Source organism: Streptacidiphilus jeojiensis, assembly GCF_042510965.1.
Classification (GTDB): Bacteria; Actinomycetota; Actinomycetes; order Streptomycetales; family Streptomycetaceae; genus Streptacidiphilus; species Streptacidiphilus jeojiensis.
The window spans coordinates 382,241-408,327 of sequence record NZ_JBEUKS010000003.1 but is presented as its reverse complement, the minus strand read 5'-3'; the positions used below and the strand labels follow the sequence as shown (position 1 = coordinate 408,327).

The window sequence follows — 26,087 nt, the reverse complement described above, 5'->3', positions numbered from 1 at the left end:
ACGGACGGTCAGAAAGCCCCCCTGCGCGTCGGCATGGTCGGCTACGCCTTCATGGGCACCGCCCACTCGCAGGCCTGGCGCAACGCACCCCGCTTCTTCGACCTCCCGCTGCGGCCCGAACTCGCCGTGCTCTGCGGCCGCTCCGAACCGGCGGTACGGGCTGCCGCGCAGACCCAGGGCTGGTCCGACTGGGAGACCGACTGGAAGCGCCTGGTCGCCCGCGACGACATCGACGTCGTGGACATCTGCACCCCGGGCGACAGCCATGCGGAGATCGCCCTCGCGGCGCTGGCGGCCGGCAAGCACGTGCTCTGCGAGAAGCCGCTCGCCAACACCACCGAGCAGGCCCGGACCATGACGGCCGCCGCCGCCGAGGCGTCCCGGCGCGGACAGCGCTCCATGGTGGGCTTCAACTACCGGCGCGTCCCCGCCCTGGCGCTGGCCCGGCAGCTGATCGCGGACGGCCGGCTGGGCACCGTGCACCAGGTGCGCGCCCAGTACCTGCAGGACTGGATCGTCGACCCGGACTTCCCGCTGGTCTGGCGGCTGCAGGCAGACCGCGCCGGATCCGGCGCCCTCGGCGACCTGGGCGCGCACAGCATCGACCTGGCCCAGTACCTGACCGGTCGACAGATCGTGGGCGTCAGCGGGCTGCTGGAGACCATCGTGCCCGAGCGGCCGCTGCCGGAGGCGTCCAGCGGCCTGTCCGCCTCCGGCGGCAGCGGGCGCGGCGCGGTCACCGTGGACGACGCGGCCCTGTTCACCGCGCGCTTCGAGGGCGGCGCGATCGGCGTCTTCGAGGCCACCCGCTTCGCCACCGGGCACAAGAACGCCATGCGGATCGAGGTCAGCGGCTCCCAGGGCAGCCTGTCCTTCGACTGCGAGTCGCTGAACGAACTCGCCTTCCACGACCGGGGCGAGGACCCGCGCACGGCCGGCTTCCGCCGGATCCTGGTCACCGAACCGACCCACCCCTACATGGACGCCTGGTGGCCGCCGGGCCACCTGATCGGCTACGAGCACAGCTTCACCCACCAGGTGAAGGACTTCGTCGAGGCCGTCGCCACCGGCACCGACCCGGCGCCGTCGTTCGCCGACGGGCTCCAGGTGCAGCGGGTGCTCGCCGCCGTCACCGACAGCGCCGCCGCCGACAGCGTCTGGACGGCCGTCCCGGACGGCAGTTGAACCGACCGACCCCCACCCGCAACGGAAAGGCATCGCGACCATGCCCCGACCCGTCACCCTCTTCACCGGCCAGTGGGCCGACCTCCCCCTCGAAGAAGTCTGCCGACTGGCCTCCGAGTGGGGCTACGACGGCCTGGAACTCGCCTGCTGGGGCGACCACTTCGACGTCCGCCGGGCACTGACCGACGACGCCTACCTGCCGTCGCTGCGCGCCACCCTGGACGGCTACGGCCTCCAGGTCTGGACCGTCTCCTGCCATCTGACCAGCCAGGCCGTCTGCGACCACCCGATCGACGAGCGCCACCGCGGCATCCTGCCCGACCGCATCTGGGGCGACGGCGAGCCCGAGGGCGTGCGGCAGCGGGCCGCCGAGGAGATCAAGGACACCGCGCGGGCCGCCGCCAGGTTCGGCGTCGACACCGTGGTCGGCTTCACCGGCTCGTCCATCTGGCACACCGTCGCCATGTTCCCCCCGGTGCCGCCGGAGATGATCGAGCGCGGGTTCGCCGACTTCGCCGAGCGCTGGAACCCGATCCTGGACGTCTTCGACGAGGTCGGCGTCCGCTACGCGCACGAGGTGCACCCCAGCGAGATCGCCTACGACTACTGGACCACCCAGCGCGCCCTGGACGCGATCGGCCACCGGCCCGCCTTCGGGCTCAACTTCGACCCGAGCCACTTCGTCTGGCAGGACCTCGACCCGGTCGGCTTCCTCTACGACTTCCGGGACCGCATCTACCACGTCGACTGCAAGGAGTCCGTCAAGCAGTTCAACGGCCGCAACGGCCGCCTGGGCTCGCACCTGCCCTGGGGCGACCCGCGGCGCGGCTGGGACTTCGTCTCCACCGGCCACGGCGACGTGCCGTGGGAGGCCTGCTTCCGGATGCTCAACTCCATCGGCTACGACGGGCCGATCTCGGTCGAGTGGGAGGACGCCGGCATGGACCGCCTGGTCGGCGCCCCCGCCGCACTCGCCCTGGTCCGCGAGCTCAGCAGGATCGAGCCCCCGGCAGCCTCCTTCGACGCCGCCTTCAGTCAGACCTCCTGAACCGGCAGCGGCAGCGGTCCCGAGCCCGGCATCCCCCGGCAGGGGACCGCTGCTGCGGTGGTTCGAAGGAGGTCAGCCGCCGACCGCGGCGGCCAGTCCGGACAGGTCGTGGCCGCCCAGGCCGAGGTCTCGGGCTCGGACGAACAGCGCCTGTGCCTCGGGGAGCAGCGCCAGCGGCATTCCGGCCTGGGCCGCCAGTTCGGCGGCCAGGCGCTGGGGTTCGAGCAGTCCGGCGAGGGTGGCCCCGGAGGGTTCGTGCGGGGCCCGGGTCAGCCGGGTCAGTGTTCGCTCCAGCATGGTGCTGGCGGCCCAGCCCGAGCCCAGGACCTCGCGGGCGACCTCCAGGTCCACCTCCCTTCGCTGTAGCAGCGCCACCGCCTCGGCGGCGGCCGCCACATGGCAGCTGACCAGCATCTGGTTGACCAGCTTCAGCTCCAAGCCGGCGCCCTGGCCGCCGACGTGACGGATCCTCGACGCATACCCCGACAGCACCGCGGCGGCCTCGGCCAGCGCCGCGGCAGAGCCGCCGACCATGGTGGTCAGGGTCCCGGCGGCGGCGCCCTCCGGGCCTCCGGTGACCGGCGCATCCAGGAAGTCGGCGCCGCGCGCCTCCAGGAACGCGCCGAGGTCCCGCGCCAGCTTCGGTGCGAAGGTGCCGTGCTCGACGAAGACCTGGCCGGGCCGGGCCGCCTCGGCGGCGCCGTCCGGTCCCAGGTAGGTCTCCTCGACGGCGGCCCCGTCGAGGAGGCAGCCCAGTACCAGGTCCGCGGCACCGGCGGCTTCGGCCGGGGTCGCGGCGACCTGTGCGCTGGCCGCGCGCAGCGCCTGCGCGCGGGCCGGGGTGCGGTTCCAGACCACGACGCGGTGACCTGCCGTCAGCAGCCTGCCGGCCATGGGTGCCCCCATCGCGCCCAGCCCCAGGAAGGCGACGGTGCGGGGTGCGCCGGCCGTCATGGTGCCACGATCGGGTTGTCGGTGCGGCCCAGCCCCTCCACCGACATGCTGATCCGGTCGCCGGGCTGCAGGAAGCGCGGGGGCTCCATCTTCGCGCCCACGCCGGCCGGGGTGCCGGTGATCAGGATGTCGCCGGGGCGCAGCCGGAACACCGCGCTGACGCTCTCGACCAGTCCGGCCACGTCCACGACCATGTCGTCGGTGTTGCCGTCCTGGCGCAGCTCGTCGTTGACCCACATCCGGACCCGCAGGTCCTGCGGGTCGGCGACCTCGTCGGCGGTCAGCAGCCAGGGTCCGCAGGGGCTGGAGCCGTCGAAGCCCTTGGCCCGGCCCATCTGGACGTGCATCCACGGTTCGCCGGGCGGCAGGATCTGGTCACGGGCCGTCATGTCCTGGATGTTCATGTAGCCGGCGACGTGCTCCAGGGCCCGCTCGCGCGGGATGTGCCGTCCGGCACGGCCGATGACCACGCCCATCTCGGCCTCGTAGTCCAGTTCGGCGGTGACGGCGGGCCTGACGACTGGGTCGTGCGGGCCGATGACGTTGCTGGTGGGCTTGGGCACGATGATCGGCTGCTGCGGCGGCTTGCCGCCGTTCATCCCCGCCATCTCGGCGACATGGGCGTGGAAGTTGCCGCCGATGACCACCAGGGTGGGCGGTTCGGGCACCGGCGGTCCGAGCCGCACCGCGTCCAGCGCGATCCGGTCGGCCGTCGGGTCGGCGAGCAGTTCGGCGATCAGCGGGCGCAGCTGCGGCAGCAGGCCGAGGACGGCGTTCATGCCGGCGCCGGGGATGCCGAGGTCGGCCAGCAGCGGTGCCAGCGGGACGACGGCGTCACCGTCCAGGACACCGGGCTGCTCGGCGCGGGCGGGGCCGAAGCTGACGAGTTTCATGGGGTCTCCTCCGGGGTGGCGTGCAGGAAGTCGAAGTCGCAGCCCTCGTCGGCCTGGCCGACGTGGTCGGCGTACAGCCGGCGGTAGCCGCGGGCGGGGCGGGGGGCGGTGGCCGGCGGGGTGTCGCGGGCCCGCCGGTCCAGGGTGTCGGGGTCCACCAGCAGGTCCAGGGTCCCGGCGGGGACGTCCAGGCGGATCGGGTCGCCGTCGCGCACCAGGGCGAGCGGGCCGCCGACCGCGGCCTCCGGGGTGACGTGGAGGACCACGGTGCCGGCGGCGGTTCCGCTCATCCGGGCGTCGGAGACCCGCACCATGTCGCGGACCCCGGCCCGGTAGAGCTTGGCGGGGATGGGCAGTCCGCCGACCTCGGCCATGCCGGGTCCGCCGATCGGGCCGGCCCCGCGCAGCACCAGCACGGTGTCGGCGGTGACCGGGAGGTCGGGGTCGTCGATGCGGGCCCGCAGGTCGGCCAGGCCGTCGAAGACCAGGGCGGGTCCGGTGTGCCGCAGCAGCCGGGGCGAGGCGGCGCTGCGCTTGATGACGGCGCTGCGGGGGGCCAGGCTGCCGTGCAGCACGGCGATCGCCCCGTGCGGGTGCACCGGGTCGGCTGCGGGACGCAGCGCGCGGCCGGGTCCTGGTGCGGTCCCGGCGGCGACCTCGCGCCAGTTGCTGCCGTCGGCGGTGGGGCGGTCCAGGTGCAGCAGGGGGCCCAGTTCGCGGACCACGGCCGGCACTCCGCCCTCGTCGTGCAGATCGGCCAGGGTGTGCGGGCCGTTGGGGCGGGCCTGGCCCAGGGTGGGGGTGGTCCGGCTGGCTTCCCGCAGATGACGGGTGCTCAGCCGCACTCCGGCGCGGCCGGCCAGGGCCTGCAGGTGGATGACGGCGTTGGTGGATCCGCCGGTGGCGCAGACCAGCCGCCAGGCGTCGGTCAGCGCCTCGCGGGTGACCAGCCGGCTGGGCAGGACCGGGTCGCGGGCGAGTTCCACGGCTCGCGCCCCGGCCTGCTCGGCGGAGGCCAGCCGCTGCGGGCTGCCGGCCGGCAGCAGGCTGCTGCCGGGTGGGGCGAAGCCCAGGATCTCCGCGATCATCGCCAGGGTGACCGCGGTGCCCATGACGTTGCAGACGCCCGGGCCGGGGCTGATGCAGCCCTCGACCTCGCGCCAGGCCCGGTCGTCGAGAAGGCCGCTGCGGCGTTCGTCGGCGATCCGCCAGGAGTCGTCGATGGTCAGCTCGCCGCCCCGCCAGCGGCCGGCCGGCCGGGGGCCGGTGGTCAGCGAGAGGGCGGGCTTGTCGGCGCTGAGCGCCCCCATGAGCTGGGCGGCGACGGTCTTGTCGCAGCCGCCGAGCAGGACCACGGCGTCGATCGGGCTGGCGCTGATCATCTCCTCGACGTCCATCGCCATCAGGTTGCGCAGCAGCATCGTGGTGGGGTGGACCAGCGACTCGGCCAGCGAGATGGTGGGGAACTCCAGCGCGATGCCGCCGGCCGCCGCGACGCCGCGCTTGACCGCCTCGGCCATCGGCCGGGTGGGCAGGTTGCAGGGGTTCAGCTCGCTCCAGCTGGTCGCGATGCCGATCACCGGGCGCCTGCGGACCTGGTCGCTGGTCAGGCCGCCGGAGCGGAGGAAGGACCGGGCGGCGAACCCCGCGTCGCCGTCGAGCGCGGAGCTGTCGGTCTGATCCTGGATCACCTGGTCCTGGGTCATGCCGGGCCCCCGGTGGCGGCGGTGCGGCGGTGCGGTGCGGGTGGCACGGTCGGCTCCTCGGCGGGGTGGGGGAAGTGCTCCAGGCCGATCCAGCCGTCGTAGCCGAGGCGTTCGATCGCGTCGAGGAGTTCGGGGAAGGGGATGCGGCCGGTGCCGGGGCGGCCGCGGCCGGGCCAGTCGGCGATCTGGATGTGCCCGATGCAGTCCTCGGCGTCGCGCAGCACGGCGAGCAGGTCGCTCTCCTCCTGGAACAGGTGGTACGCGTCGAACAGCAGCCGCAGCGACCCGGGCCGGTCCAGGCGGTCGATCAGCGCGCGGGCGTCGTCCACCCCGCGCAGCAGCGGCGAGCGGCGGTCGGCCGCGTTGAGCGGTTCCAGCAGCAGCTGCGGGTCGCCCTCGCGCAGGGTGGTCAGCGCCCAGGCCAGGTTGGCGTGGGCGGTGGCCAGCTGGTTCCCGCGCGAGGAACCGGCCAGGCGGCCCCCGGCCAGGACGTTGATCGCCCCGGCACGGATGCGGCGGGCGAAGGCCAGCGTCTGCCGGAAGTCCTCGCGCCACCAGGCCGCGGCGGCGGGGTTGCCCAACTGTCCGAAGTCGTCCGCGTAGGGGCCCTCGGCGGTGTTGACGCAGGCGACCTCCAGGGCCAGCCGGTCCAACTCCAGGGCCAGGACCTCGCGCTGGTCGGCCGGCGGGGCCCAGAGCTCCACGCAGCCGAATCCGTCCCCGGCGGCCCGGGCCGGACGGCTCGGCCAGGGCACCGCCCCGTACAGGGTGTTCAGGTGGGCGCTGTAGCGCAGGGTCATCGCCGCCCGCCGGCGGCTGCGGGGCGGGCGGCGTTCAGGTGGAGCGCGGTGAGGGCGGAGTGCAGGGTGTCGACGGGGTCCTCGGGCAGCGTGGTCGCGCGCCAGGCGACATGGCCGTCCGGGCGGACCAGCACGGCGCCGGTGGCGCTGATCCCGTAGGCGGCGTGCAGGTCGGCCGCGGCATCGCGGAGCCGGCCGTGGTCGACGGCCAGGGTCCGCAGCCAGGGCCCGGCGGACAGTTGCTCCGCAGCGTCCCGCCAGGCTCCGCCGTGACCCCCCGTCAGCAGGGTGAAGGCGTCGTCGAACAGGTCCAGCGTGGAGCCTCCGTCCCGCAGCGGCACGGCCGGGGCGCGGTGCCCGGGCCGGGCGGTGGGGGTGTAGTGCTCGGGGACGAACGCCGGGGCCGGGTCGGGTTCGGGGACCAGGGCGCCGTGCCGGTAGCCGAAGCCGAGGTCCTGGCCCAGCGCGCTGACGTGGCCGCCCTGGGCGTCCAGGAGTTCGCGGCTGCGGACGGTGTCCCCCTCGGCCAGGGCCCGGCGGATCGCCGGGAACCGCTTGCCGTTGTCCAGGCTCCAGGCGAGGTTCGCCTCGGCGACGGGCCGGCGCTCTGCGTCGTAACTGTCCAGCAGTGCGGCATCGGCGTGTCCGGCCAGCACGAAGGCGAGTTTCCAGGCCAGGTTGTGGACGTCCTGGATGCCGCTGTTCATGCCCATGCCGCCGGTGGGCGGCAGGACGTGGGCGGCGTCCCCGGCGAGGAAGACCCGTCCCTCGCGGTAGCGGTCGGCGTTCATGGCGCTGACCCGGAAGGTCGCGATGTCGCGGATCTCCACGGCCAGGTCGGGGTCCCCGACCGCACCGCGGATGGCAGCCAGGGCCTGTTCGGCCGTCTGGTCGGCGGGCCGGTCCTGGCCGGGGGGCAGGGCGATCAGGGTGATCCAGCGGCGGTGGCCGTCGACGGAGGCGATCTGGACGTGCTGCCCGGTGTCGGCGCCGGTGACGAACTGGATGCAGGGCCGGTGCGCGGCGTAGCGGTCCAGGTCGCCGTGCCAGTAGACGCTCTGCCACCAGGACACGACCGGCTCCCCGGTCATCGGGATGCCCAGGTCGGCGCGGATCCGGGAGCCGACGCCGTCGGCGGCGACCAGGTACCGGGCGGTCAGCGTGGTCCCGTCGTCCAGGGCGACCCGGACCTGCTGCGCGGTCTGCGTGACCGGTCCTGCGGTGACTCCGGTGCGCAGCTCGATCAGGGGTTCGGCGCGGGCGCGGCGCAGCAGGGCGTCGTGGACCGCGTCCTGGGCCACCCGGCAGCTGGTGGTGGGGCTGCCGTCGAACGTGCGGGGTTCCAGTTCGGGGGTGCGGGCGAGCTCGTGTCCGGCCAGGGTGTCGCAGTAGATGAAGCGCAGCGCCTCGGGCGGCAGGGCGTGGGCGCGCAGTTCGTCCTCCAGGCCCCACTGGCGGAACAGCTCCATGGTGCGGACCCGCACGCCGCGGGCCTTGGGGTGCTCGAAGGTGCCGGTGGAGCGCTCGACGACGGTGCTGCGCACCCCGAACCGGGCCAGGGCGATGGCCGCGCTGAGGCCGACCGGTCCGGCGCCGACGATGGCGACTGGGGGGTGGGTCGCGGTCACAGGTGGGCGTCCTCTCGCTGCGGGTCGGTGCCGGGTCCGGTACCGGACCCGGGTTCGGGTTCGGGTTCGGCCGGGTCCGCCGGGGGTGCGGAGGATCCGAAGAACATGGCGGCCATGTCCGGGCGGGCCAGCAGCGCCTCGGAGCTGTCGGCGAGCAGCACCCGGCCGCGCTCCATGACCACTCCGTGCGAGGCGAGCCTGAGTCCGAACCGCACGTTCTGTTCCACCATCAGCACGGTGGTACCCAGGTCGCGCATCATCCGGGTGCTGTCGAAGACCAGCGCGCTGGCCTTGGGATCCAGGCCCAGGGTGGGTTCGTCCAGCAGCACCATCCGCGGTTCCAGCACCAGCGCCCTGGCGAACTCGACGATGCGGCGCTGGCCGCCGGAGAGGTTGGCGGCCTTCTCGTCCGCGCGCTCGCGCACGATCGGGAAGACCTCTTCGAGTTCGGCGATGCGGCGGCGCAGCCGGGCCTTGTCGCGGCGGATCAGGTAGCCGCCCAGCAGCATGTTGTCACGCACCGTCAGGTCGGCGAAGAGGCCGTTGTGCTGGGGCACCTGGACGATGCCGGCGCTGATGACGGCGGCCGGGCTGTGCCCGTGGATGGCGGCGCCGGCCAGCCTGATCTCGCCCTCGCGGGGGTGGATCTGGCCGCTGATGGCGCGCAGCACGGTGGATTTGCCGGCTCCGTTGGGGCCCACGATGCAGGTGATGGTGCCGGGTCGGACCGAGAGGTCCAGCCCCTGCAGGACGTCCCCGCCGCCGTATCCGGCGACGACGGAATGCATCTCGATCATGCTGTGCCTCCGGCGGTGGCGGCGTCCAGGGCGAAGTCCGCGCCGAGGTAGGCCTCGCGGACCTGCTCGTCGGCGCTGATGTCGTCGGGGGCGCCGTAGGCGATGACGGTGCCGCGGGACAGCACGACGACCGGGTCGGACAGGGAGAGCACGAAGTTCATGTCGTGCTCGACGATGAGGAAGGTCTGCCCGGCCCGGTTGAGCGCCTGGATCAGCGCGGCCATGCGCCGGATCAGGGTGGGGTTGATGCCGGCGCAGGGTTCGTCCAGCAGGATCAGCTGCGGTTCCAGCATCAGGACCTGGGCCAGTTCGACGAGTTTGCGCTGCCCGTAGGACAGGTCGGTGGCGCGGGCGGTGAGGTAGTCGCCCAGGCCGACGAACTCCAGCAGTTCGGTGGCGCGGGCGGCCTCGGCGCCGGAGACGGCGCTGCGCAGCAGGTTGCCGGGGCGGAACCCGCCGCAGGCCGCGGCGACGTTCTGCAGCACCGTCAGGCTGGGGAACAACCGCGGCAGTTGGTAGGTGCGGCCGATGCCGGCGAAGGTCCGTTGGGTGGGCCCGAGCTGGTCGATGCGCCGTCCGTCGAAGTCGATCCGGCCCGCGGTGACCGGGTAGGTGCCGTCGACCAGGTTGAACACGGTGGTCTTGCCGGAGCCGTTGGGGCCGATCAGCGCGGTGATCGAGCCGCGGGTGACCTCGAAGCCGCAGTCGTCCACGGCGACCAGTCCGCCGAAGCGCCGGCTCACCCCGGTCAGCCGCAGCAGGGCGGTGTCCTCCGTCTGCGCCCGGGGTCGCATCACCGGGGTGGCCGGCAGTTCGGCGTCGGCCAGCCGTCGCCCGACCGGGCTGGTGGCGCCGCGGGTGCGGCGTCGGCGCAGCCATTCGGCGGCCTGCGGCAGGATGCCGCGCGGCAGCAGCAGGGTGACGGCCAGCAGCAGGCCGCCGAAGAAGACCAGCCGCAGCGCGCCCGCGTCCGAGCCGCCCAGGTGCGAGTTGGTGACCTCGGACAGCGGTTCCAGGATGAACGCCCCCAGGACCGGTCCCCACACCGTGCCGCGGCCGCCCATCAGCGCGGCCAGCACCGCCTCGACGCTGAGCACGATGTCGAACATCGCCCCGGGGTCCAGGAAGGAGACGTAGTAGCCGTAGACCGCACCGGCCACGCCGACCAGCACCGCGCTGGCCATGAACGCCAGGGACTTGTAGGCGGGGGTGCTGATGCCGATGCCGGCGGCCTTGTCCTCGTCGTCGCGGATGGCCACCAGGCCGATGCCGAGCTTGGTGCGGGCGATGCCGGCGGCCAGGGCGACGGCCAGCACCAGCAGTCCGAGCAGGGTGTAGTAGAAGGGCCAGTCCTGGATGTCCACGCCCCAGGTGGGCAGTGGCATCAGCAGTCCCTTGCTGCCGCCGGTGACCGAGGTCCAGTTGCGGACGGTCAGGCCGAGCAGTTCCAGCAGGGCGAAGGTGACGATCACGAAGGCCGGCCCGCGGGTGCGCCGGGTCACCACCGACAGCAGCAGGGCGACCAGGGCCGCTGCCACGCCGCCGAGCGGGGCGACCAGGAACGGGGAGACGCCCCAGTGGGCCGAGGCGACCCCGGCGGTGTAGGCGCCGATGCCGATGAAGGCGCTGTGGCCCAGGGAGACGTAGCCGGTGTACCCGGCCATCGTGTTCCAGCCGCTGGCCAGCACCGCCAGCACGAACGTCATGATCAGCATGTTCTGGTAGTAGATGTCGCCGGTCAGCGGCACCAGGGCCAGCAGCAGCACGCCCAGGGCGGGTGCGCCCCGGCGCAGCAGGCGGCGGTTGCGCGCGGTCATGCCCGGGCTCCTTCGCGTCGCAGGGTGATGCCGAACAGGCCCTGGGGGCGCAGCAGCAGGATGGCCAGGATGAGCATGTAGGGCACGGCGGTGGTCCAGCGTACGTCCCAGTAGGTGGAGGTCAGAGCCTCGCCGAGGCCCAGGACCACGGCTCCGGCGAGCGCTCCGGGCAGGCTGCCCAGGCCGCCGAGGACGACCACGCACAGCACCCGGCCGATCCAGATGTCCTGCGAGTCGGGCAGGAACTGGTAGAGGACGGACAGGGCCGCGCCGCCGAAGCCGGTGGTGGCCGCGCCCAGCGCGAACATCTGCGCCATGGCCCGCTCCACGTCGATGCCGACCAGTTCCGCCCCGCCGCGGCTGGAGGCGCAGGCCCGGATCGCGCGTCCCAGGAAGGTGCCGCGCAGCAGCGCGTACAGGCCGCCGAGGACGACCAGTGCGCCGATGCACGCGTACAGCTGTGCCTTGGGGACGCTCAGGGAGCCGAGGTGGAAGGAGGTGTTGAAGTAGGAGGGGGTGGCGCTGCGGTCGGAGGTGCCGAAGACCAGCGCGATGACGCCCTCCCCGGCGACCGCGACGGCGAAGGTGGCGACCAGGGTCAGCCCCGGGTCCACCCGCTGCACCCGGGCGACCACGCCCTTGTAGAGCAGCCAGCCGATGCCGTACAGGGCGGCCGAGGACAGGACGCCGAGCAGCAGCGGGTCCAGGCCGGTCCGCTGCCACATCCACCAGGACAGGTAGGCGCCGGTGATCAGCAGGCAGCCCTGGGCCAGGTTGATCACGTCCATCACGCCGAAGATCAGCGTGAAGCCGGAGGACATCAGGGCGTAGACGCCGCCGATCAGGCAGCCGAAGATCAGGGTCTGCAGCAGCAGGGTCACTGGGACCACCCGGGCTTGGCCCACTCGATCTGCTTGCTGGTGGCCTCGGCGGCCGGGGCGACGATCTGCAGCTTGCCGTTCTGCCACTGCGCGAGCAGCAGCGAGCCCTTGGGCTTGCCGGCGGCGTCCCAGGACAGCGGGCCGACGATGGTGGACACGGAGTTCTTGTGCAGCCAGTCGGCGATCGCGCTCTGGTCGAGTCTGCCGACCGCGGTCACCGCGGCGGCCAGGACCTGTCCGGCGGTGTAGGAGTTGGCGGCGTCGTCGGAGGGGACGGTGCTGTACTTCGCCTTGTAGGCGGACACGAAGGCGGCGTTGCCCGGGGTGGGGGCGTCCGGGCTGTAGGCGAGGGCGGTGAGCACGCCCTCGGTGTTCCTGGTCCCCACCGCGTCCGGGTAGCTGGTGTCGGACGGCGAGTTGGTCTGGAACAGGGTCTTGGGGGTGAAGCCCACCTTCTGGAACGAGCGGATCAGCGAGACCCCGTCCTCGGCCAGCGCGCCCTGGACCACCAGGTCCGGGGCGGCCTGCTTGATGGCGTTGGCGATGGCGTCGAAGTTGGAGGTGTCCGGCGCGTAGGTGGAGTCGTAGACCGACTTCACGCCCAGCTTGGCCAGCTGGTCCTTGAACAGCTTGGTGGCCTCGGAGGTGTTGGGGTCGTCCTGGGTGACGAAGGCGGCGGTGCGGGGGCGCTGGGCCGCGGGCAGGGCGGCGATCTGGGCCACGAACTGGTCCGGCAGGTTCTGGGTGGTGGCCGGCTGGGCGAAGAACAGGTAGTTGAAGTTCCGCGCGAAGATCGAGTCGGCGCCGCCGGAGGGCTCGATGTAGACGTACTTGTTGCGCTCGGCGACCTCGGCCACCGGCAGGTTCAGGAACGACGAGAAGGTGCCCAGCAGCAGGTCCACGTGCTGCTGGCCGATCAGCTTGTTGTAGTCGGAGATGGCGGTGCTCTGGGTGAACCCGTCGTCCAGGACCACCAGCTTGACCTTGCGGCCGAGCAGTCCGCCGTGGGCGTTGAGCTGGTCGGCCCAGAGCTGGTAGCCCTGGTAGCCGCTCTTGGAGTTGTCGGCGACGGCGCCGCTGAGCGGCAGGGACATGCCGATGGTGATGGTCCCCGAGCCGGAGCCGGCGTGGCTGGTCGAGCTCGCCCCGCAGCCGGCGGCGGCCAGCAGCAGGGGGACTCCCAGGCACAGGGCGAGGCGGGGTCTGCGGCGCAGAGGGGCGTGAGCGGTGGGACGCATGCGCGGCTCTCCTGATCGTCTTCGTTGAGCGATCGTCAGTGGGATCTCAGAGATATATCACTGGTGTTTCAGCGTCAAGAGATTCAGCACAACTGACCGGCACATCGGGCCTCAGATCGGGGGGTAGGCTGACGCCAGATATTTCTTGTCCCCGGTGTCCGACGCGGAGGGGTGCAGTGACAACCGTCGCCAGCATGAGCGAGTCCAAGCAGCCGTTGACCGAGCGGGTCTACCTGCTGCTGAAGGACGACATCCTGCACGCTCGTCTGGCTCCCGGAGCGACGGTGCTGGAGGCGGACCTCGCCGCGCGTTTCGGGGTCTCCAAGACGCCCGTGCGCGAGGCACTGCGGCTGCTGGTCCAGGACGGCTGGGTGACCGTGCTGCCCCGCAAGGGCTATGTGGTGCGCTCGCTGGGCCTGGAGGACCTGCGCGACGTCTTCCAGCTGCGCGAGCTGCTGGAACCGGAGTTCGCCGGCCAGGCCGCCGCGCGCTTCGCCCAACTGCGCGGCGGCGCGGCCGGGGTGACCGACGCCCTGAACGCCCACCGCGGCGCCGCGGACGATCTGGAACTGGCGCTGTCCAGCGCCGCCGACTTCCACATCGGCATCGCCGAGGTCGCCGGCAACGCCCGCGCGGCCCGCATGATCGCCTCCCTGGCCGACGAGGTCACCCGGCTGCACCACCTCATCCCCAGCCTGGAGCCGCACATCTGGTCACGCGAGGAGCTGGACGCGCACGAGCGCATCGCGGCCGCCATCACCGCCGGCAACCGTCGGGACGCCGCCCGCGCCATGCGCGACCACCTGCGCTCGACCCACCAGGCCCTGGTCCAGGTCTTCGGCGTGCCGCGGCGCGCCTCGCGCGGCTGACCACGCAGGCGGGGCCGACCGTCACGGCGGACGGCCGGCCCCACCTGGGAGTTGACGCAGGGTCGGCTCAGGCCGCCCCGGCCGGCACCCGGACCCGGGTGCCGGTCTGCCCCAGGATCTGCGCCAGCGGCACCCCCGGGGCGGACTCCACCAGCACGACCCCGTCACCGTCCAGGTCGAACACCCCCAGGTCGGTGATGACCCGGTGCACGCATCCGCGTCCGGTCAGCGGCAGGGTGCAGCGGTCGACCAGTTTCGGGCTGCCGTCCCGGGCCGTGTGCTCCATCAGGACGACCACCCGGCGCGCCCCGTGGACCAGGTCCATGGCACCGCCCATCCCCTTGATCATCTTCCCGGGGACGGTCCAGTTGGCCAGGTCCCCGGAGGCCGACACCTCCAGCGCCCCCAGCACGGCCAGGTCGATGTGGCCGCCCCGGATCATGCCGAAGGACAGCGCCGAGTCGAAGTAGGACGCGCCCGGACGGACCGTCACCGTCTCCTTGCCGGCATTGATCAGGTCGGGGTCCACCTGCTCGGGCCGGGGGTACGGTCCGGTGCCGAGCACGCCGTTCTCGGACTGGAGCACCACGTGCACGTCCTCGGGGACGTGGTCGGGCACCTGGGTGGGCAGGCCGATGCCCAGGTTGACGTACATGCCGTCAGTCAGTTCGCGGGCGGCCCGGGCGGCCATCTGGTCACGGGTCCACGCCATCAGGCCTGCACCGTCCTCTTCTCGATCCGGCGGTCCGCCGCCTGCTCCGGGGTCAGTGCCAGCACGCGCTGCACGAAGACGCCCGGCAGGTGGACCTCGTCAGGGTCCAGTTCCCCGGGCTCGACCAGTTCCTCCACCTCGGCGACGGTGAGCCGGCCGGCCATCGCGGCCAGCGGGTTGAAGTTGCGGGCCGAGGCGTGGAAGACCAGATTGCCGTGCCGGTCCCCGCGGGCCGCCCGGACCAGTGCGAAGTCCGCGGTGATGGCCCGCTCCAGCACGTACTCCGTGCCGTCGAAGCGGCGGGTCTCCTTGGGCGGTGACGCCTCCACGACCTCGCCCCGGCTCCCGTAGCGCCAGGGCAGCCCGCCGTCGGCGACCTGGGTGCCCACTCCGGCGGGGGTGTAGAAGGCGGGGATGCCGCAGCCCCCGGCCCGCAGCCGCTCGGCCAGCGTCCCCTGGGGCACCAGCTCCAGCGCCAGCTCCCCGGAGAGGTACTGCCGCGCGAACTCCTTGTTCTCCCCGACGTAGCTGCCGGTCGCCCGGGCGATCCGGCCGGCCCCCAGCAGCAGCCCGAGACCGCCGTCGTCGACGCCGCAGTTGTTGGACACCACGTGCAGACCCGTGGCCCCCTGCTCCAGCAGCGCCCCGATGAGCACCGCGGGTATCCCGCACAGCCCGAACCCGCCCACGGCCAGGCTGGCGCCGTCCTGGACGTCGGCGACCGCCTCGGCCGCCGAACCAGCGGTCTTGTCCATGGCTCAGCCCTCCCCGGCGGTCGCCGGCAGGATGCGCCCGCGGACCTCGCCGAAGCCGATGCGCGAACCGTCAGCGCCCGGTGCGGTGGCCGTGATCACGACTTCGTCGCCGTCCTCCAGGAAAGCCCGGGTGCTCCCGTCGGGCAGTTCCAGCGGCCGCTCGCCGTTCCAGGCCAGCTCGATCAGCGAACCCCGGGTCTCCGGGTCGGGGCCGCTCACCGTGCCCGAGGCGTAGAAGTCACCGGTCCGCAGCGGGGCGCCGTTGACGGTCATGTGGGCCAACTGCTGCGCCGCCGTCCAGTACAGGCCGGCGAACGGGGGCCGCGAGACGGTGCTGCCGTTGAGGGCCACCTCCAGCGACAGGTCCAGCCCCCACTGCGGCGCGGCGCCGTCGTCCAGGTACGGGACCAGCGGCACGTCCCGGACCGGCGGCGCGGTACGGGCCTGCTCCAGGGCCTCCAACGGCACGATCCACGGAGACAGCGAGGTGGCGAAGGACTTCCCGAGGAAGGGGCCGAGCGGCACGTACTCCCAGGCCTGCAGGTCGCGCGCGGACCAGTCGTTGACCAGGCACACCCCGAAGACGTGGTCGGCGAAGCCCGACAGGCCCACCCGGCTGCCCTGCGGCGAGGGGGTGCCGACCAGGAAGCCGACCTCGGCCTCGATGTCCAGGCGCAGCGAGGGCCCGAACCGGGGCGCCGGTTCACCGGGGGCCCGGCGCTGCCCGCAGGGTCGGACCACCGGGGTGCCGGAGACCACCAGCGAGCCCGCCCGGCCGTGGTAACCGATGGGCAGGTGCTTCCAGTTGGGCGTCAGCGGTTCGGTGCCCGGACGGAACAGGGCGCCGAGGTTGGCCGCGTGGTGCTCGGAGGCGTAGAAGTCGACGTAGTCGCCCGGCTCGAAGGGCAGGTGCAGCGTCACCGAGGCCAGCGGGTGCAACTGCGGCTCCACCGCGGCCCGGTGGGCGGTGTCGGTCAGCCATCCGGTGAGCGCGGAGCGCAGCGCCGACCAGTGCGCCCGTCCGGCCGCCAGCAGCGGGTTGAGCGTGGGCCCCTCCAGCAGCGCCGCGTCGGCCCCGGTGGCCCGGGCCGCAGCGGCCAGGTCCAGCACCAGGTCGCCGACGCGCACGCCCACTCGGCGCCGCCCGTCCTCGCGGCTGAAGACCCCGTAGGGCAGGTTGGCCAGGCCGAACAGGGTGCCTTCGGGCAGGTCCACCCAGGTGGTCGAGGTCATGCGTGCTCCGGGATCTGCGGGTGCGGTACGGGGAGGAGAGCGAGCGCGGCCAGCTCGGCCAGCGGCTCGGTGATGCTGCAGGTGCCGTAGCCGGTGAAGGCGGCGCGTACGGCGGAGACCTGCTGGGGCGTCAGATCGCTCAGCCGGGAGGCGATCCGGCGGCCGTCGCGCTGCTCCAGCACCGCCGCCACCTCGTCCGCCCCGGCCCCGGTCAGGGCCGCTTCGGTGGCGGCCAGGATGTTCAGGAAACCGTGGTGCTCGAACCGGGTGACCGGATCGGTGTGGCGCACCGCCCGGTGCAGGCCGGCGGTGCACTTGAACGGCAGCCCGCGGGCCACGCAGCCGAGGATGAACGCCGCCACCTGCGCCGCGTCGGGGAAGGCCTGCGCCACGGTGCCGCCGGTGCGCAGCTTGGCCCGGTGGCCGGAGCCGGCGACGGTGTCCAGGGCCTCGTCCAGGCCCTGGCCGGGCGGGATCTCCACCACTCCGCCGGCGGGCAGCACGGAGTCCAGGGCCCGCACCGCGTCGGCCGCCGTACCGCCGGGCCGGTAGGGCAGTTCGGCCCCGGCGACCAGCAGTCCGGCGTCCCGCGCCGCGGCCAGAGCCGCCGCCAGCCCGTCCGGGCCCGCGGGGACGACCAGCACCGCGGGGCCGGGGTCGCCGGCCCGGACCACGTCCTCCAGGTGGGCGGCCCCGACCAGGAACGGGCCGACCAGCGGCGCGTACCAGGCGGCGCGGTGCTCACGGTGGGCGGTGACGGCCCGTGCCGCCGGGGCGTTGCCGGGCGGGAACATGGCCGCGTCGTCGCACAGGCCGACGAAGAGCTCGGGGATGGCGTTCACCGGCTCGGCCCCCGTCCGGACCAGGTCCAGGCGTAGCCCGGATCGGCGCAGTCCAGGCCGGCCTCGCCGAGCTGCAGCGGGCGGAAGGTGTCCACCATCACCGCGAGTTCGTCGAAGAACTCGGCGCCGATGGAGCGCTCGTAGGCTCCCGGCTGCGGTCCGTGCGCGTGCCCGCCGGGGTGCAGTGAGATCGAGCCCTGGCCGATGCCGGAGCCCCTGCGGGCCTCGTAGTCGCCGCCGCAGTAGAACATCACCTCGTCGCTGTCCACGTTGGAGTGGTAGTACGGCACCGGGATGGACAGCGGGTGGTAGTCCACCTTGCGCGGGACGAAGTTGCAGATCACGAAGCCGTTGCCCTCGAAGACCTGGTGCGCCGGCGGCGGCTGGTGGACCCGGCCGGTGATCGGCTCGTAGTCGGCGATGTTGAAGGTGTAGGGGTAGAGGCAGCCGTCCCAGCCGACCACGTCGAAGGGGTGCTGCGGGTAGACGTAGCGCGTGCCACCGATACCACCGGCCGTGCGGTGCTTGACCAGCACCTCCACGTCCGTGCCCTGGACCGACAGCGGTTCGTCGGGGCCGTGCAGGTCCCGCTCGCAGAAGGGCGCGTGCTCCAGCAGCTGCCCGTACTTGGACAGGTACCGCTTGGCGGGCGCGATATGGGAGTTGGCCTCGACGGTGTAGAGCCGCAGCGGCCCGTCACCGCCGGGCACCCAACGATGGGTGGTCGCGCGCGGCAGCAGGACGTAGTCGCCCTGGCGCACCGTCAGCTCCCCGAAGACCGTCTCGACGCGGCCCTCGCCGGCTTCGACGTAGACGCACTCGTCGCCGACGGCGTTGCGGTACAGCGGCGACGGGGCACCCGCGGCCACGTAGCCGATGCGCACGTCACCGTTGCCGAGCACCAGGCGCCGTCCGGTGACGGCGTCGGTGTTCTTCCACTCCTCCCCCGCGGTCAGCTGGTGCAGCCTCAGATGGCGTGGCGTCAGTGGGTGGTTGGCGGTCAGCGACTGGTCCGGGAGCTCCCAGACCGCGGCGTCGACGATGGCCGACGGGATGTTGCGGTGGTAGAGCAGCGAGGAGTCGGAGGAGAAGCCCTCCTCCCCCATCAGCTCCTCGTAGTACAGGCCGCCTTCGGGGTTCCGGTGCTGGGTGTGCCGCTTGGGCGGGACGGCGCCCAGCCGACGGTAGTGGGCCATGGACGTCTCCTCTACAGGTTGCCGCGGCGGGCCTGCTCGCGCTCGATGGCCTCGAACAGGGCCTTGAAGTTGCCCTTGCCGAAGCCCAGCGAGCCGTGACGCTCGATCAGTTCGAAGAACACGGTCGGACGGTCCTGCAGCGGCTTGGTGAAGATCTGCAGCAGGTAGCCGTCCTCGTCCCGGTCGGCCAGGATCTTCAGCTCGCGCAGTGTCTCGACCGGGACGCGGGTGTCACCGACCCATTCGCCCAGGGTGTCGTAGTAGCTGTCCGGGGTGTCCAGGAACTCCACGCCCATCTCCCGCATGGCCCGGACGCTGCCGACGATGTCGCCGGTGGCCAGGGCCAGGTGCTGGACTCCGGGGCCGCCGTAGAACTCCAGGTACTCGTCGATCTGGGACTTGCGCTTGCCCGCGGCCGGCTCGTTGATGGGGAACTTCACCCGGTGGTTGCCGCTGGCCACGACCTTGGACATCAGCGCCGAGTACTCGGTGGCGATGTCGTCGCCGATGAACTCCTTCATGTTGGTGAAGCCCATGACGCGGTTGTAGAAGCCGACCCACTCGTCCATCCGCTCGACGTTGCCCACGCAGTGGTCCACCGCCTGGAAGTAGCGCTTGGGGTGCGCGGGCGGCTTGGCGTGGAAGAGCGGGGCGTGGGCGGCGAAGCCGGGCAGGAACGGGCCGTTGTAGCCGGAGCGGTCCACCAGGGTGTGCCGGGTCTGTCCGTAGGTCGCCAGTGCGGCCAGCCGGACCGTGCCGTGCTCGTCCGCCAGGTCGTGCGGCTCCTCCAGCACGGTCGCGCCCTGGGAGCGCGCGAACGCGACGGCCCGGTCGACGTCGGGGACCTCGATCGCCAGGTCCACCACGCCGTCGCCGTGGGCGGCCACCGACTCGCCCACCGCGGTCCCGGCGTGGACCTCGCCGGTGAACACGAAGCGGGCCTTGCCGGAGGTGAGCACGTACTCGGCGACGTCACGGCTGCCGGTCTCCGGGCCGCGGTAGGCCACGCAGGTCATTCCGAACGCGGTCGAGTAGTAGTGCGCGGCCTGCTTGGCGTTGCCCACCGCGAAGCGGATGTGGTCCATACCGAGCACCGGGAACGGGTCGGCGGTGTCGTCGTGCGCAACGGCGCCGATCAGGGTGGTCAGGTCGACGTCGGTCAGGGGCTGGGTCATGGCGGACTCCCTGAGGGAGAGGCGGAGGGGTCGCCAGGCAGTAGACGCCCATCTGCGCGCTGTGACAACATCCTGCTCACCAGCTAGGCAGATTGCCAAGATGAGTCCGGCCGAACGGGATCGAGATGGAAGAAGTGCGCAGCAGGCTCGACCAGCTCGACATCCTGCTCATCCGGGCCCTGACCGAGCACCCGCGCATCGGCTTCCTGGAACTCTCCCGGCTGGCCGGGGTGTCCCGGGCCACGGCCCAGGCCCGGATCCAGCGGCTGGAGGACCGCGGTGTGATCACCGGCTACGGACCGGACCTCGACCTCCCCGCGGCCGGCTACCCGGTGCTGGCGTTCGTCAGCCTGGAGATCGCCCAGGGCGGCCTGGACCAGATCGCCGAGGAGCTCTCCCGGGTGCCGGAGATCCTGGAGGCCTACGGGGCCACCGGACCCGCCGACATCCACTGCCGCGTCGCCGCCGGATCGCACCAGCACCTGCAGCAGATCCTGATCCGGATCAACCGCATTCCCGCCGTGGTGCGGTCCACCAGCGTCATCGCCCTGTCCGAGGTGGTCGCCCCGCGCCGGCTCCCGCTGCTCGACTCCGAACAGCGCCCGAGCCCCAGCCGGGTCCCGTCCTACCGCGACGGCCGGAAGTGACCGACTGTCAGCCCGGCGCGCCCGGGCGGCAGGCACGGCGTTCAGGGGGCCACAGGTGCGATGGTGAGGGGAGTCCGGCTCCCACGGAAGGAACGCCATGCACCGACGCGTCTTCGTCACGGGGACGGCCGCCCTGCTGCTGTCCGCCTGCTCCTCCAACGGCGGGGGCGGTTCACCGTCGCCCGCCCCGTCGTCCGCCGCCCCCACCTCTCCGGCACTGACGACGGCACCGCCCGCCTCCGCAACCTCGGCCTCGGCCGCCGCCACGGCGTCCGCGAGCGCCGGCGCCGCGAAGGGCGGGGTGACCGTCACGGCCACCGTCGCCACCGGCATCAACGTGCCCTGGGGGCTGGTGCTGCTGCCGGACCGCAGCCTGCTGGTGGCCTCCCGGGACACCTACGAGATCCACCGCGTCGACCCGGCGACCGGTGCCAAGACGCTGGCCGGCACCGTGCCCGACGTCGTCTCCAACAAGGCCGCGGGCGGCGAGGCGGGCCTGCTCGGCCTCGCGCTGTCCCCGCACTACGCGACCGACCACCTGGTCTACGCGTACTACTCCACCGCCCACGACAACCGCATCGCCCACCTGAGCTACGACCCGACCCAGCCCGCCGGGAAGCAGCTGGGCACACCGCAGCCGGTCCTCACGGCGATCCCGTTGGGCGTCCACCACAACGGTGGCCGGATCGGCTTCGGACCGGACGGCCTGCTCTACGCGGGCACCGGCGAGACCGGGAACACCGCACTTGCCCAGGACCGGAGTTCGCTCGGCGGCAAGATCCTGCGGATGACCCCGGCCGGGGAGGTGCCGTCCGGCAACCCCTTCCCCGGCTCGGTCGTCTACACCTACGGCCACCGCAACGTCCAGGGCCTGGCCTGGGACCCGCAGGGACGGCTGTGGGCCTCGGAGTTCGGCGACCGGGAGGCGGACGAGCTCAACCTGATCCTGCCCGGCCACAACTACGGCTGGCCGGCCACCCAGGGGAAGACCACCAACTCCGAGTACACCAGCCCGGTGGCCCAGTTCGGCACCGAGGTGGACTCACCCAGCGGCATCGCCTACGCGGCGGGCTGCATCTGGATGGCCGGGCTCAAGGGCGAGCGCCTGTGGCGGATCCCGCTGGACGGCACCACGACCGCCGCCACCCCGCAGAGCTTCCTCGACGGCAGTTACGGCCGGCTCCGCAGCGTGATCGCGGACACCGACGGCACCCTGCTGCTCACCACCAGCAACACCGACGGCCGCGGCACCGCCCGCAGCGGCGACGACCGGATCCTGCGGCTGACCGTCCACTGAGCACGCCGTCAACGGCCCGTTGTCAACAGCCCGATGTCAACGGCCCGATGTCAACGGCCCGCCCCGCCCTGGCCCCGGCGGGTCCAGACCGGCTCGACGTCCTCCCACTCCCGGGTCCAGCGCTCCAGGTCCACCTGGCCGAGGCGGCGGCGCCGCAGCGTGGCCACGGCCAGCGCACCGGAGGTCACGCTGATCCAGACCAGCGAGCCGACCATCGCGGCCTTCCCGGTGGAGTAAGCCTCGGACCGCGGCGCGGAACTGGGGCTGCCGGCGGCGTCGACCCACACCGTGACCGGGTCGCCCCGGAGCGTGGTCGCGCCCGCTGCGGCACGCGCCTGGTGCGCGCCCGAGGCGTCGGTCCAGCGGACCTCCGCGGTGAACCGCGCGCCGTCGACGGGGTGCTGCTGGTCGGCGTCGGCCAGCGCCACCGCCTGCACCTGGTGCAGGGTCGCGGCGTAGCGCCCGGCGGCGGCGCGGTCACTGCGGTACAGCCCCAGCGCCAGCAGCGCGGCCAGCGCGGTGATCACGATCAGGGCCGCGATCAGCAGCATCCGCAGCCTGGCGCGCAGTGCGTCGGTGCGCCGCCACAGCGGGTTGTGGCGCCGCGCCAGGGCGATCCCCAGGCGCGAGCGGCGTGGCGCAGGCTGGGCGGGAGTGGGGGCGGCTGCGGGCGTTGCCATGGATCTCGCCTCCTCGGGCACGGCCAGAGCCGGCGTGGACGGTGGAGCGGTCTCCCTCCATTCTGCGCCCGTGATGCGTTGTCAGGCAGGGCTGTACGAGACGATCTCGCCGACCGGCGTCACAGATCCGGGTGCGGTCCGTCGCTCAGCCGGCTTTCGGGCCGGTCGTCGCGGTGTCGGCGGGCGAACCGGTCCCGGCCGCCCGCGGTTCCGGGGTCCCGACCTGGGTGCCGGTGCCGCGCAGCATCGAGGCGATGGCCGCGAGCAGGGCGAGGGCCGCGCCGAAGGCGAACACCACCACCAGCCCGGAGTGGAACGGGGCGGCGATCAGATGTGGGAAGAACTCGCGTCCGGTCAGGGTCTGTTGCTGGGCGGCGGTCAGCCCGGACAGCGCGCCGGTGGGTTGCAGCAGGTGCTGGATCGGGTTGACGCCCAGCTGTGCGGCGAACAGCGACGCCACCGGGGGCAGGTCGCCGACCTGGGCGGCGACGTGGGCCGGGACGCCCTGCTGGGTCAGGCCGCTGGTGAGGGCGTGCGGCAGGCTGCTCGCCAGTCCGGCGATCATGAGCGAGAAGAAGACACCGATGGAGACGGCGGTGCCCGAGTTCTGGAAGGTGGAGCGCATCCCGGAGGCGACGCCGCGCAGCCGGTCCGGCACGCTGCCCATGATCGACGAGGAGTTGGGGGAGGCGAACATGCCGCTGGCTATCCCGTTGAGGGCGATCAGCACCGCGAAGGTCCAGTAGCTGAAGTCGATCGGCAGCAGCATCAGCCCCAGGAAGCTGGCGCCGAACAGCAGTGCGCCGCCGGTGGCCAGGCCGCGTGAGCCGATCCGGTCGGACAGGTAGCCCGACACCGGGCCTGCGGCCAGGAACCCGGCGGTCAGCGGCAGCATGAAGATCCCGGCCCACAGCGGTGTGGCGGCGTAGTCGCAGCCGTGCAGCGGGAGCCAGATGCCCTGGAGCCAGATGATCAGTACGAACTGCATTCCGCCGCGGCCGATCGAGACGGCCAGGCCGGCCAGGTTGCCGAAGGTGAAGGCGCGCAGCCGGAACAGGCTCAGCTGGACCATCGGTGCGGAGACCCGGTTCTCGATGGCCACGAACGCCGCCAGCAGTACCAGGCCGCCCACGATCAGCGTCTGGACCAGCGGGTTGGTCCAGCCCATGGTGTGGCCGCCGTAGGGCTGCAGGCCGAAGGTCACCGCGATCAGGACCGCGCTGAGCCCCACCGCGAAGGTGATGTTGCCCCACCAGTCGATCCGGCCGCCGTCGCGCCTGCCGGTCTCACGCAGGGTGCGGTACGCCCACACCGTGAAGAAGACGCCGACCGGCACGTTCACCCAGAACACCGCGCGCCAGTCCCACGCTGCGAGCAGTCCCCCGGCGACCAGGCCGATGAACATCCCGCCCAGTCCGGCGACCTGGTTGATGCCCAGGGCGAAGCCGCGCTGCTCCTTGGGGAAGGCGTCGGTCAGGATCGCGGCCGAGTTGGCGGTCAGCATCGAGCCGCCGACGGCCTGCAGCAATCGCCAGCCGATCAGCCACATGGCGCCGTGGCCGCCGTCGAAGGGGTCGAAGGAGAGCAGGACCGAGGCGAAGGTGAAGACCGCGAAGCCGGAGTTGTAGATCCGCACCCGGCCGTACATGTCGCCGAGCCGGCCCACGGTGACCACCAGGACGGCCTGAACCAGCCGGTACCCCATGATCATCCACAGCAGGTAGGCGATGTTGCCCGGCGACAGCGGGTCCAGGTGCACCCCCCGGAAGATCGCCGGCAGCGCGATCAGCACGATCGAGCCGTCCAGGGCGGACATGAACACTGCGGCGGTGGTGTTGGTCAGCGCCGTCCACTTGTACTCCATATGCTAAAGCTACTTTATCAACCCACCTTAGTAAACCGCCCCTGCTCCGACCCGGCACCACGGATCGGACACAACGCGAACGGCTCCGCCGGGCGATCGCCGCCGACGGAGCCGAACCGGGAACAGCGTGCGTGTCAGCGCACCGGCAGGACCTTGGTGCCCTCCTCGCGGACGGCCTTCAGCTGCTGCGGGTCCAGGCCGAGCAGGGCCAGGATGGTCGGCGCGATCTGGGTGGTGTGGACCGTGGCCGCGTCGGTGACCCGGTCCGGGGTGCCGGCCCCGGAGACGACCAGCGGCACGTCCAGGTCGTCGGCGTGGCCGCCGCCGTGCTCGGCGACCTTGCCGGTGCCGCCGGTGTAGACGACCCCGTACTGGGCGACGCCGAAGACGTCCGGGACCCGGGCGTCACCGGGCTTGACCCCGAAGAAGTGCGCGGCGTCGGCACCGGCGTAGACCTTGGTCAGGCCGCCGTGGGTGTAGGCCTTGGCCTTCTTGTTGATGTCGGTGCCGGTGCCGCTCTGCGCCAGCAGGTACGCCTTGGCGAAGTCGGTCGCGGCCTTGGAGCGGTCCGAGAGCCAGATCAGCATGGCGTCGTCGTCCACCGCGTGCGCCACCAGGTCGGCGGCGGCCGGGTGGAGCTTCTTCCAGGCGGCGTTCAGGCCGTCCAGCAGCGGGCCGTCGTCGATCCGGGTGAGCGCGGTCGGGTCGGTGGGCGACTGGCCGTGCTTGGCCGAGAGGATGACCGTGGTGCTGCCGTCCAGGTGCTGCTTGTGGATCTCCGCGGTGAGCGCGCCGATCTGGGCGTTGATGTAGTCCAGGTTGTTCTGCAGCAACGGTCCCGGCACGTTCTTGGCGGTGTAGCCGCCGGCCAGCCCGTCCGAGCTGGGCAGCTTCTCGGCGGTGGAGACGGACTGGAAGTTCAGGCCGAAGATGGCCGGGGTGCCGACCTTCTGCGAGCGCGAGTGGTCGTAGCCGTCGATCTCGTTGAGGACGGCCTTGACCTTGTAGCTGTCGTACTGCTGGGTGGCCTTGTTGTCGGTGGTCCAGTCGTTGCCCGAGGCGTAGCCGAGCGCGTCCGAGTTGATCTCGGGGGTGAACAGGTCCTGGATCCCGGTTCCCGACGGTCCGTCGAGGATGTCGTAGGCGGCGTGCTTGTCCGACCACGCGGTGCGCAGCCCGGCCTGGCGGGCCACCTCGAAGATGGTGTTCACCTGGAGGTACTGGTACGGGTAGACCGGCTTGCAGGTCTTGGGGTCGACCGGGAGCTTGCTCGGGTCGATGAGCTTGGTCGGGTTGCCGGTCATCGACAGGATGCTGCCCGGGAGGTTCTTCAGGCCCTGGCCGGCGTCGATGGAGGCCTTGTTGATGTCCAGGTCCTCGGTGAAGTCCACCTCCACCCCGGGCTTGACGCCCTTGCAGCTGGTGGTCCCGGCCGGCAGCAGCGCCGCGTTGTAGGTGTCGTCGTAGTAGACACCGGTGGTCCCCGGGCCGCCGCCGGTGGCCTGGGCGACCATGCCGGGGAAGCTGTCCGAGGGGTTGGTGGTCTTGGCGTCGGTGTACTGCACACCGCCGCGGACCAGCTTGGCCAGCGCCGACTGCGGGTGCCTGGCGATGTACCAGGCCAGGTCGGACTGGTGCAGGCCGTCCACCGAGATCAGCAGCACATGCTTGGCCGCGGCGCGGTGCGCCGCAGAGGCGGCCGGTACCGCGCCTGCGGGGGTGGCGAGGAAGGCTCCGCCGATCAGGCCGGTGGCGCCGAGGACGGCGGCAAGGCGGAGGTGACGACGATTCACGGGTACTCCTCGGGGTGTTTCGGGCTGCGCGTCGGCGCGATCCTGACTCACAGCCGCCGCCAAGGACACCCGTGCGC

General features: G+C 72.6%; 23 protein-coding genes. 5 read left to right on the top strand and 18 right to left on the bottom strand.

What is annotated here, in order from left to right:
- The first annotated feature begins 33 nt into the window (after nucleotides 1–33).
- Together ABUW04_RS10845 and ABUW04_RS10840 are read left to right on the top strand one after the other, a co-directional pair.
- On the top strand, nucleotides 34–1,185 hold the full coding sequence (locus ABUW04_RS10845; protein WP_380564549.1) for a Gfo/Idh/MocA family protein: 1,152 nt from the start codon (nucleotides 34–36) through the stop codon (nucleotides 1,183–1,185).
- 40 nt (nucleotides 1,186–1,225) lie between these two features.
- A complete protein-coding gene (locus ABUW04_RS10840; RefSeq protein ID WP_380564305.1) occupies nucleotides 1,226–2,233 on the top strand; it encodes a sugar phosphate isomerase/epimerase family protein in 1,008 nt (335 codons plus the stop codon).
- 72 nt (nucleotides 2,234–2,305) lie between these two features.
- On the opposite strand, the gene ABUW04_RS10835 is transcribed toward ABUW04_RS10840, so the two are convergent.
- Genes ABUW04_RS10835 through ABUW04_RS10795 form a run of 9 tightly spaced genes read right to left on the bottom strand, consistent with a single transcriptional unit; the run spans nucleotide 2,306 to nucleotide 12,947 of the window.
- Nucleotides 2,306–3,187 (bottom strand): NAD(P)-dependent oxidoreductase, encoded by an 882-nt coding sequence (locus tag ABUW04_RS10835; protein WP_380564304.1) that lies wholly within the window; start codon nucleotides 3,185–3,187, stop codon nucleotides 2,306–2,308.
- Complete coding sequence (locus ABUW04_RS10830; RefSeq protein ID WP_030261762.1) at nucleotides 3,184–4,080, bottom strand: fumarylacetoacetate hydrolase family protein; 897 nt, start codon at nucleotides 4,078–4,080, stop codon at nucleotides 3,184–3,186. Before ABUW04_RS10830 ends, ABUW04_RS10835 begins: the two co-directional genes overlap by 4 nt.
- Nucleotides 4,077–5,786 carry a dihydroxy-acid dehydratase gene (locus ABUW04_RS10825; RefSeq protein WP_380564303.1) on the bottom strand — a complete coding sequence of 570 codons (1,710 nt, stop codon included), beginning with the start codon at nucleotides 5,784–5,786 and terminating at the stop codon, nucleotides 4,077–4,079. Before ABUW04_RS10825 ends, ABUW04_RS10830 begins: the two co-directional genes overlap by 4 nt.
- Nucleotides 5,783–6,586: a TIM barrel protein gene (locus ABUW04_RS10820; RefSeq protein WP_380564302.1), complete on the bottom strand. Its 804-nt coding sequence runs from the start codon at nucleotides 6,584–6,586 to the stop codon at nucleotides 5,783–5,785. The genes ABUW04_RS10825 and ABUW04_RS10820 overlap by 4 nt, the downstream gene beginning before the upstream one ends.
- Nucleotides 6,583–8,214, bottom strand: coding sequence for an FAD-dependent monooxygenase (locus tag ABUW04_RS10815; protein ID WP_380564301.1), 1,632 nt, complete (start codon nucleotides 8,212–8,214; stop codon nucleotides 6,583–6,585). The genes ABUW04_RS10820 and ABUW04_RS10815 overlap by 4 nt, the downstream gene beginning before the upstream one ends.
- Nucleotides 8,211–9,011: an ABC transporter ATP-binding protein gene (locus ABUW04_RS10810; RefSeq protein ID WP_380564300.1), complete on the bottom strand. Its 801-nt coding sequence runs from the start codon at nucleotides 9,009–9,011 to the stop codon at nucleotides 8,211–8,213. The genes ABUW04_RS10815 and ABUW04_RS10810 overlap by 4 nt, the downstream gene beginning before the upstream one ends.
- On the bottom strand, nucleotides 9,008–10,828 hold the full coding sequence (locus ABUW04_RS10805) for a branched-chain amino acid ABC transporter ATP-binding protein/permease (protein ID WP_380564299.1): 1,821 nt from the start codon (nucleotides 10,826–10,828) through the stop codon (nucleotides 9,008–9,010). The genes ABUW04_RS10810 and ABUW04_RS10805 overlap by 4 nt, the downstream gene beginning before the upstream one ends.
- Nucleotides 10,825–11,709, bottom strand: coding sequence for a branched-chain amino acid ABC transporter permease (locus ABUW04_RS10800; RefSeq protein WP_030261752.1), 885 nt, complete (start codon nucleotides 11,707–11,709; stop codon nucleotides 10,825–10,827). Before ABUW04_RS10800 ends, ABUW04_RS10805 begins: the two co-directional genes overlap by 4 nt.
- A complete protein-coding gene (locus tag ABUW04_RS10795) occupies nucleotides 11,706–12,947 on the bottom strand; it encodes an amino acid ABC transporter substrate-binding protein (protein ID WP_380564298.1) in 1,242 nt (413 codons plus the stop codon). The genes ABUW04_RS10800 and ABUW04_RS10795 overlap by 4 nt, the downstream gene beginning before the upstream one ends.
- Before the next feature lie 194 nt (nucleotides 12,948–13,141).
- Between ABUW04_RS10795 and ABUW04_RS10790 the strand changes: the two genes are divergently transcribed.
- The gene (locus ABUW04_RS10790) at nucleotides 13,142–13,816 is read left to right on the top strand and encodes a GntR family transcriptional regulator (RefSeq protein ID WP_380564297.1); all 675 of its coding nucleotides are present in this window, start codon (nucleotides 13,142–13,144) and stop codon (nucleotides 13,814–13,816) included.
- Between the two features lie 67 nt (nucleotides 13,817–13,883).
- Here ABUW04_RS10790 and ABUW04_RS10785 read toward each other — a convergent pair whose 3' ends face one another.
- Genes ABUW04_RS10785 through hppD form a run of 6 tightly spaced genes read right to left on the bottom strand, consistent with a single transcriptional unit; the run spans nucleotide 13,884 to nucleotide 19,639 of the window.
- Nucleotides 13,884–14,528 carry a CoA transferase subunit B gene (locus tag ABUW04_RS10785; RefSeq protein ID WP_380564296.1) on the bottom strand — a complete coding sequence of 215 codons (645 nt, stop codon included), beginning with the start codon at nucleotides 14,526–14,528 and terminating at the stop codon, nucleotides 13,884–13,886.
- Nucleotides 14,528–15,283, bottom strand: a complete 756-nt coding sequence (locus tag ABUW04_RS10780; RefSeq protein WP_380564295.1) for a CoA transferase subunit A — start codon at nucleotides 15,281–15,283, stop codon at nucleotides 14,528–14,530. The genes ABUW04_RS10785 and ABUW04_RS10780 overlap by 1 nt, the downstream gene beginning before the upstream one ends.
- A 3-nt stretch (nucleotides 15,284–15,286) precedes the next feature.
- On the bottom strand, nucleotides 15,287–16,516 hold the full coding sequence (gene fahA / locus ABUW04_RS10775) for a fumarylacetoacetase (protein ID WP_380564294.1): 1,230 nt from the start codon (nucleotides 16,514–16,516) through the stop codon (nucleotides 15,287–15,289).
- A complete protein-coding gene (locus ABUW04_RS10770; RefSeq protein WP_380564293.1) occupies nucleotides 16,513–17,358 on the bottom strand; it encodes a hypothetical protein in 846 nt (281 codons plus the stop codon). Before ABUW04_RS10770 ends, fahA begins: the two co-directional genes overlap by 4 nt.
- On the bottom strand, nucleotides 17,355–18,554 hold the full coding sequence (locus ABUW04_RS10765; protein WP_380564292.1) for a homogentisate 1,2-dioxygenase: 1,200 nt from the start codon (nucleotides 18,552–18,554) through the stop codon (nucleotides 17,355–17,357). Before ABUW04_RS10765 ends, ABUW04_RS10770 begins: the two co-directional genes overlap by 4 nt.
- An 11-nt stretch (nucleotides 18,555–18,565) precedes the next feature.
- Complete coding sequence (gene hppD / locus ABUW04_RS10760) at nucleotides 18,566–19,639, bottom strand: 4-hydroxyphenylpyruvate dioxygenase (RefSeq protein ID WP_232242680.1); 1,074 nt, start codon at nucleotides 19,637–19,639, stop codon at nucleotides 18,566–18,568.
- A gap of 215 nt (nucleotides 19,640–19,854) precedes the next feature.
- Here hppD and ABUW04_RS10755 point away from each other — a divergent pair, with 215 nt between their 5' ends.
- Complete coding sequence (locus ABUW04_RS10755; protein WP_030261738.1) at nucleotides 19,855–20,376, top strand: Lrp/AsnC family transcriptional regulator; 522 nt, start codon at nucleotides 19,855–19,857, stop codon at nucleotides 20,374–20,376.
- Between the two features lie 97 nt (nucleotides 20,377–20,473).
- Nucleotides 20,474–21,673 (top strand): PQQ-dependent sugar dehydrogenase, encoded by a 1,200-nt coding sequence (locus tag ABUW04_RS10750; protein ID WP_380564291.1) that lies wholly within the window; start codon nucleotides 20,474–20,476, stop codon nucleotides 21,671–21,673.
- Between the two features lie 50 nt (nucleotides 21,674–21,723).
- Here the strand turns inward: ABUW04_RS10750 and ABUW04_RS10745 are convergent, their stop codons facing one another.
- The 3 genes from ABUW04_RS10745 to ABUW04_RS10735 all read right to left on the bottom strand — a co-directional run bounded on the left by ABUW04_RS10745 (nucleotide 21,724) and on the right by ABUW04_RS10735 (nucleotide 26,010).
- A complete protein-coding gene (locus tag ABUW04_RS10745) occupies nucleotides 21,724–22,353 on the bottom strand; it encodes an Rv1733c family protein (protein ID WP_380564290.1) in 630 nt (209 codons plus the stop codon).
- A gap of 145 nt (nucleotides 22,354–22,498) precedes the next feature.
- On the bottom strand, nucleotides 22,499–24,217 hold the full coding sequence (locus ABUW04_RS10740; protein ID WP_380564289.1) for an MFS transporter: 1,719 nt from the start codon (nucleotides 24,215–24,217) through the stop codon (nucleotides 22,499–22,501).
- Between the two features lie 134 nt (nucleotides 24,218–24,351).
- Nucleotides 24,352–26,010, bottom strand: coding sequence for an alkaline phosphatase family protein (locus ABUW04_RS10735; protein WP_380564288.1), 1,659 nt, complete (start codon nucleotides 26,008–26,010; stop codon nucleotides 24,352–24,354).
- Nucleotides 26,011–26,087: the final 77 nt, after the last annotated feature.

Bases quoted from the DNA above. Each gene is read 5' to 3' on its own strand.
- ABUW04_RS10780 (WP_380564295.1), bottom strand. From the start codon at position 15,283: ATGGACAAGACCGCTGGTTCGGCGGCCGAGGCGGTCGCCGACGTCCAG.
- ABUW04_RS10795 (WP_380564298.1), bottom strand. From the start codon at position 12,947: ATGCGTCCCACCGCTCACGCCCCTCTGCGCCGCAGACCCCGCCTCGCC.
- ABUW04_RS10785 (WP_380564296.1), bottom strand. From the start codon at position 14,528: ATGGCGTGGACCCGTGACCAGATGGCCGCCCGGGCCGCCCGCGAACTG.
- hppD (WP_232242680.1), bottom strand. From the start codon at position 19,639: ATGGACCACATCCGCTTCGCGGTGGGCAACGCCAAGCAGGCCGCGCAC.
- ABUW04_RS10830 (WP_030261762.1), bottom strand. From the start codon at position 4,080: ATGAAACTCGTCAGCTTCGGCCCCGCCCGCGCCGAGCAGCCCGGTGTC.
- ABUW04_RS10755 (WP_030261738.1), top strand. From the start codon at position 19,855: ATGGAAGAAGTGCGCAGCAGGCTCGACCAGCTCGACATCCTGCTCATC.
- ABUW04_RS10790 (WP_380564297.1), top strand. From the start codon at position 13,142: ATGAGCGAGTCCAAGCAGCCGTTGACCGAGCGGGTCTACCTGCTGCTG.
- ABUW04_RS10765 (WP_380564292.1), bottom strand. From the start codon at position 18,554: ATGGCCCACTACCGTCGGCTGGGCGCCGTCCCGCCCAAGCGGCACACC.
- ABUW04_RS10835 (WP_380564304.1), bottom strand. From the start codon at position 3,187: ATGACGGCCGGCGCACCCCGCACCGTCGCCTTCCTGGGGCTGGGCGCG.
- ABUW04_RS10845 (WP_380564549.1), top strand. From the start codon at position 34: ATGGTCGGCTACGCCTTCATGGGCACCGCCCACTCGCAGGCCTGGCGC.
- ABUW04_RS10740 (WP_380564289.1), bottom strand. From the start codon at position 24,217: ATGGAGTACAAGTGGACGGCGCTGACCAACACCACCGCCGCAGTGTTC.
- fahA (WP_380564294.1), bottom strand. From the start codon at position 16,516: ATGACCTCGACCACCTGGGTGGACCTGCCCGAAGGCACCCTGTTCGGC.
- ABUW04_RS10810 (WP_380564300.1), bottom strand. From the start codon at position 9,011: ATGATCGAGATGCATTCCGTCGTCGCCGGATACGGCGGCGGGGACGTC.
- ABUW04_RS10805 (WP_380564299.1), bottom strand. From the start codon at position 10,828: ATGACCGCGCGCAACCGCCGCCTGCTGCGCCGGGGCGCACCCGCCCTG.
- ABUW04_RS10825 (WP_380564303.1), bottom strand. From the start codon at position 5,786: ATGACCCAGGACCAGGTGATCCAGGATCAGACCGACAGCTCCGCGCTC.
- ABUW04_RS10820 (WP_380564302.1), bottom strand. From the start codon at position 6,586: ATGACCCTGCGCTACAGCGCCCACCTGAACACCCTGTACGGGGCGGTG.
- ABUW04_RS10840 (WP_380564305.1), top strand. From the start codon at position 1,226: ATGCCCCGACCCGTCACCCTCTTCACCGGCCAGTGGGCCGACCTCCCC.
- ABUW04_RS10745 (WP_380564290.1), bottom strand. From the start codon at position 22,353: ATGGCAACGCCCGCAGCCGCCCCCACTCCCGCCCAGCCTGCGCCACGC.
- ABUW04_RS10750 (WP_380564291.1), top strand. From the start codon at position 20,474: ATGCACCGACGCGTCTTCGTCACGGGGACGGCCGCCCTGCTGCTGTCC.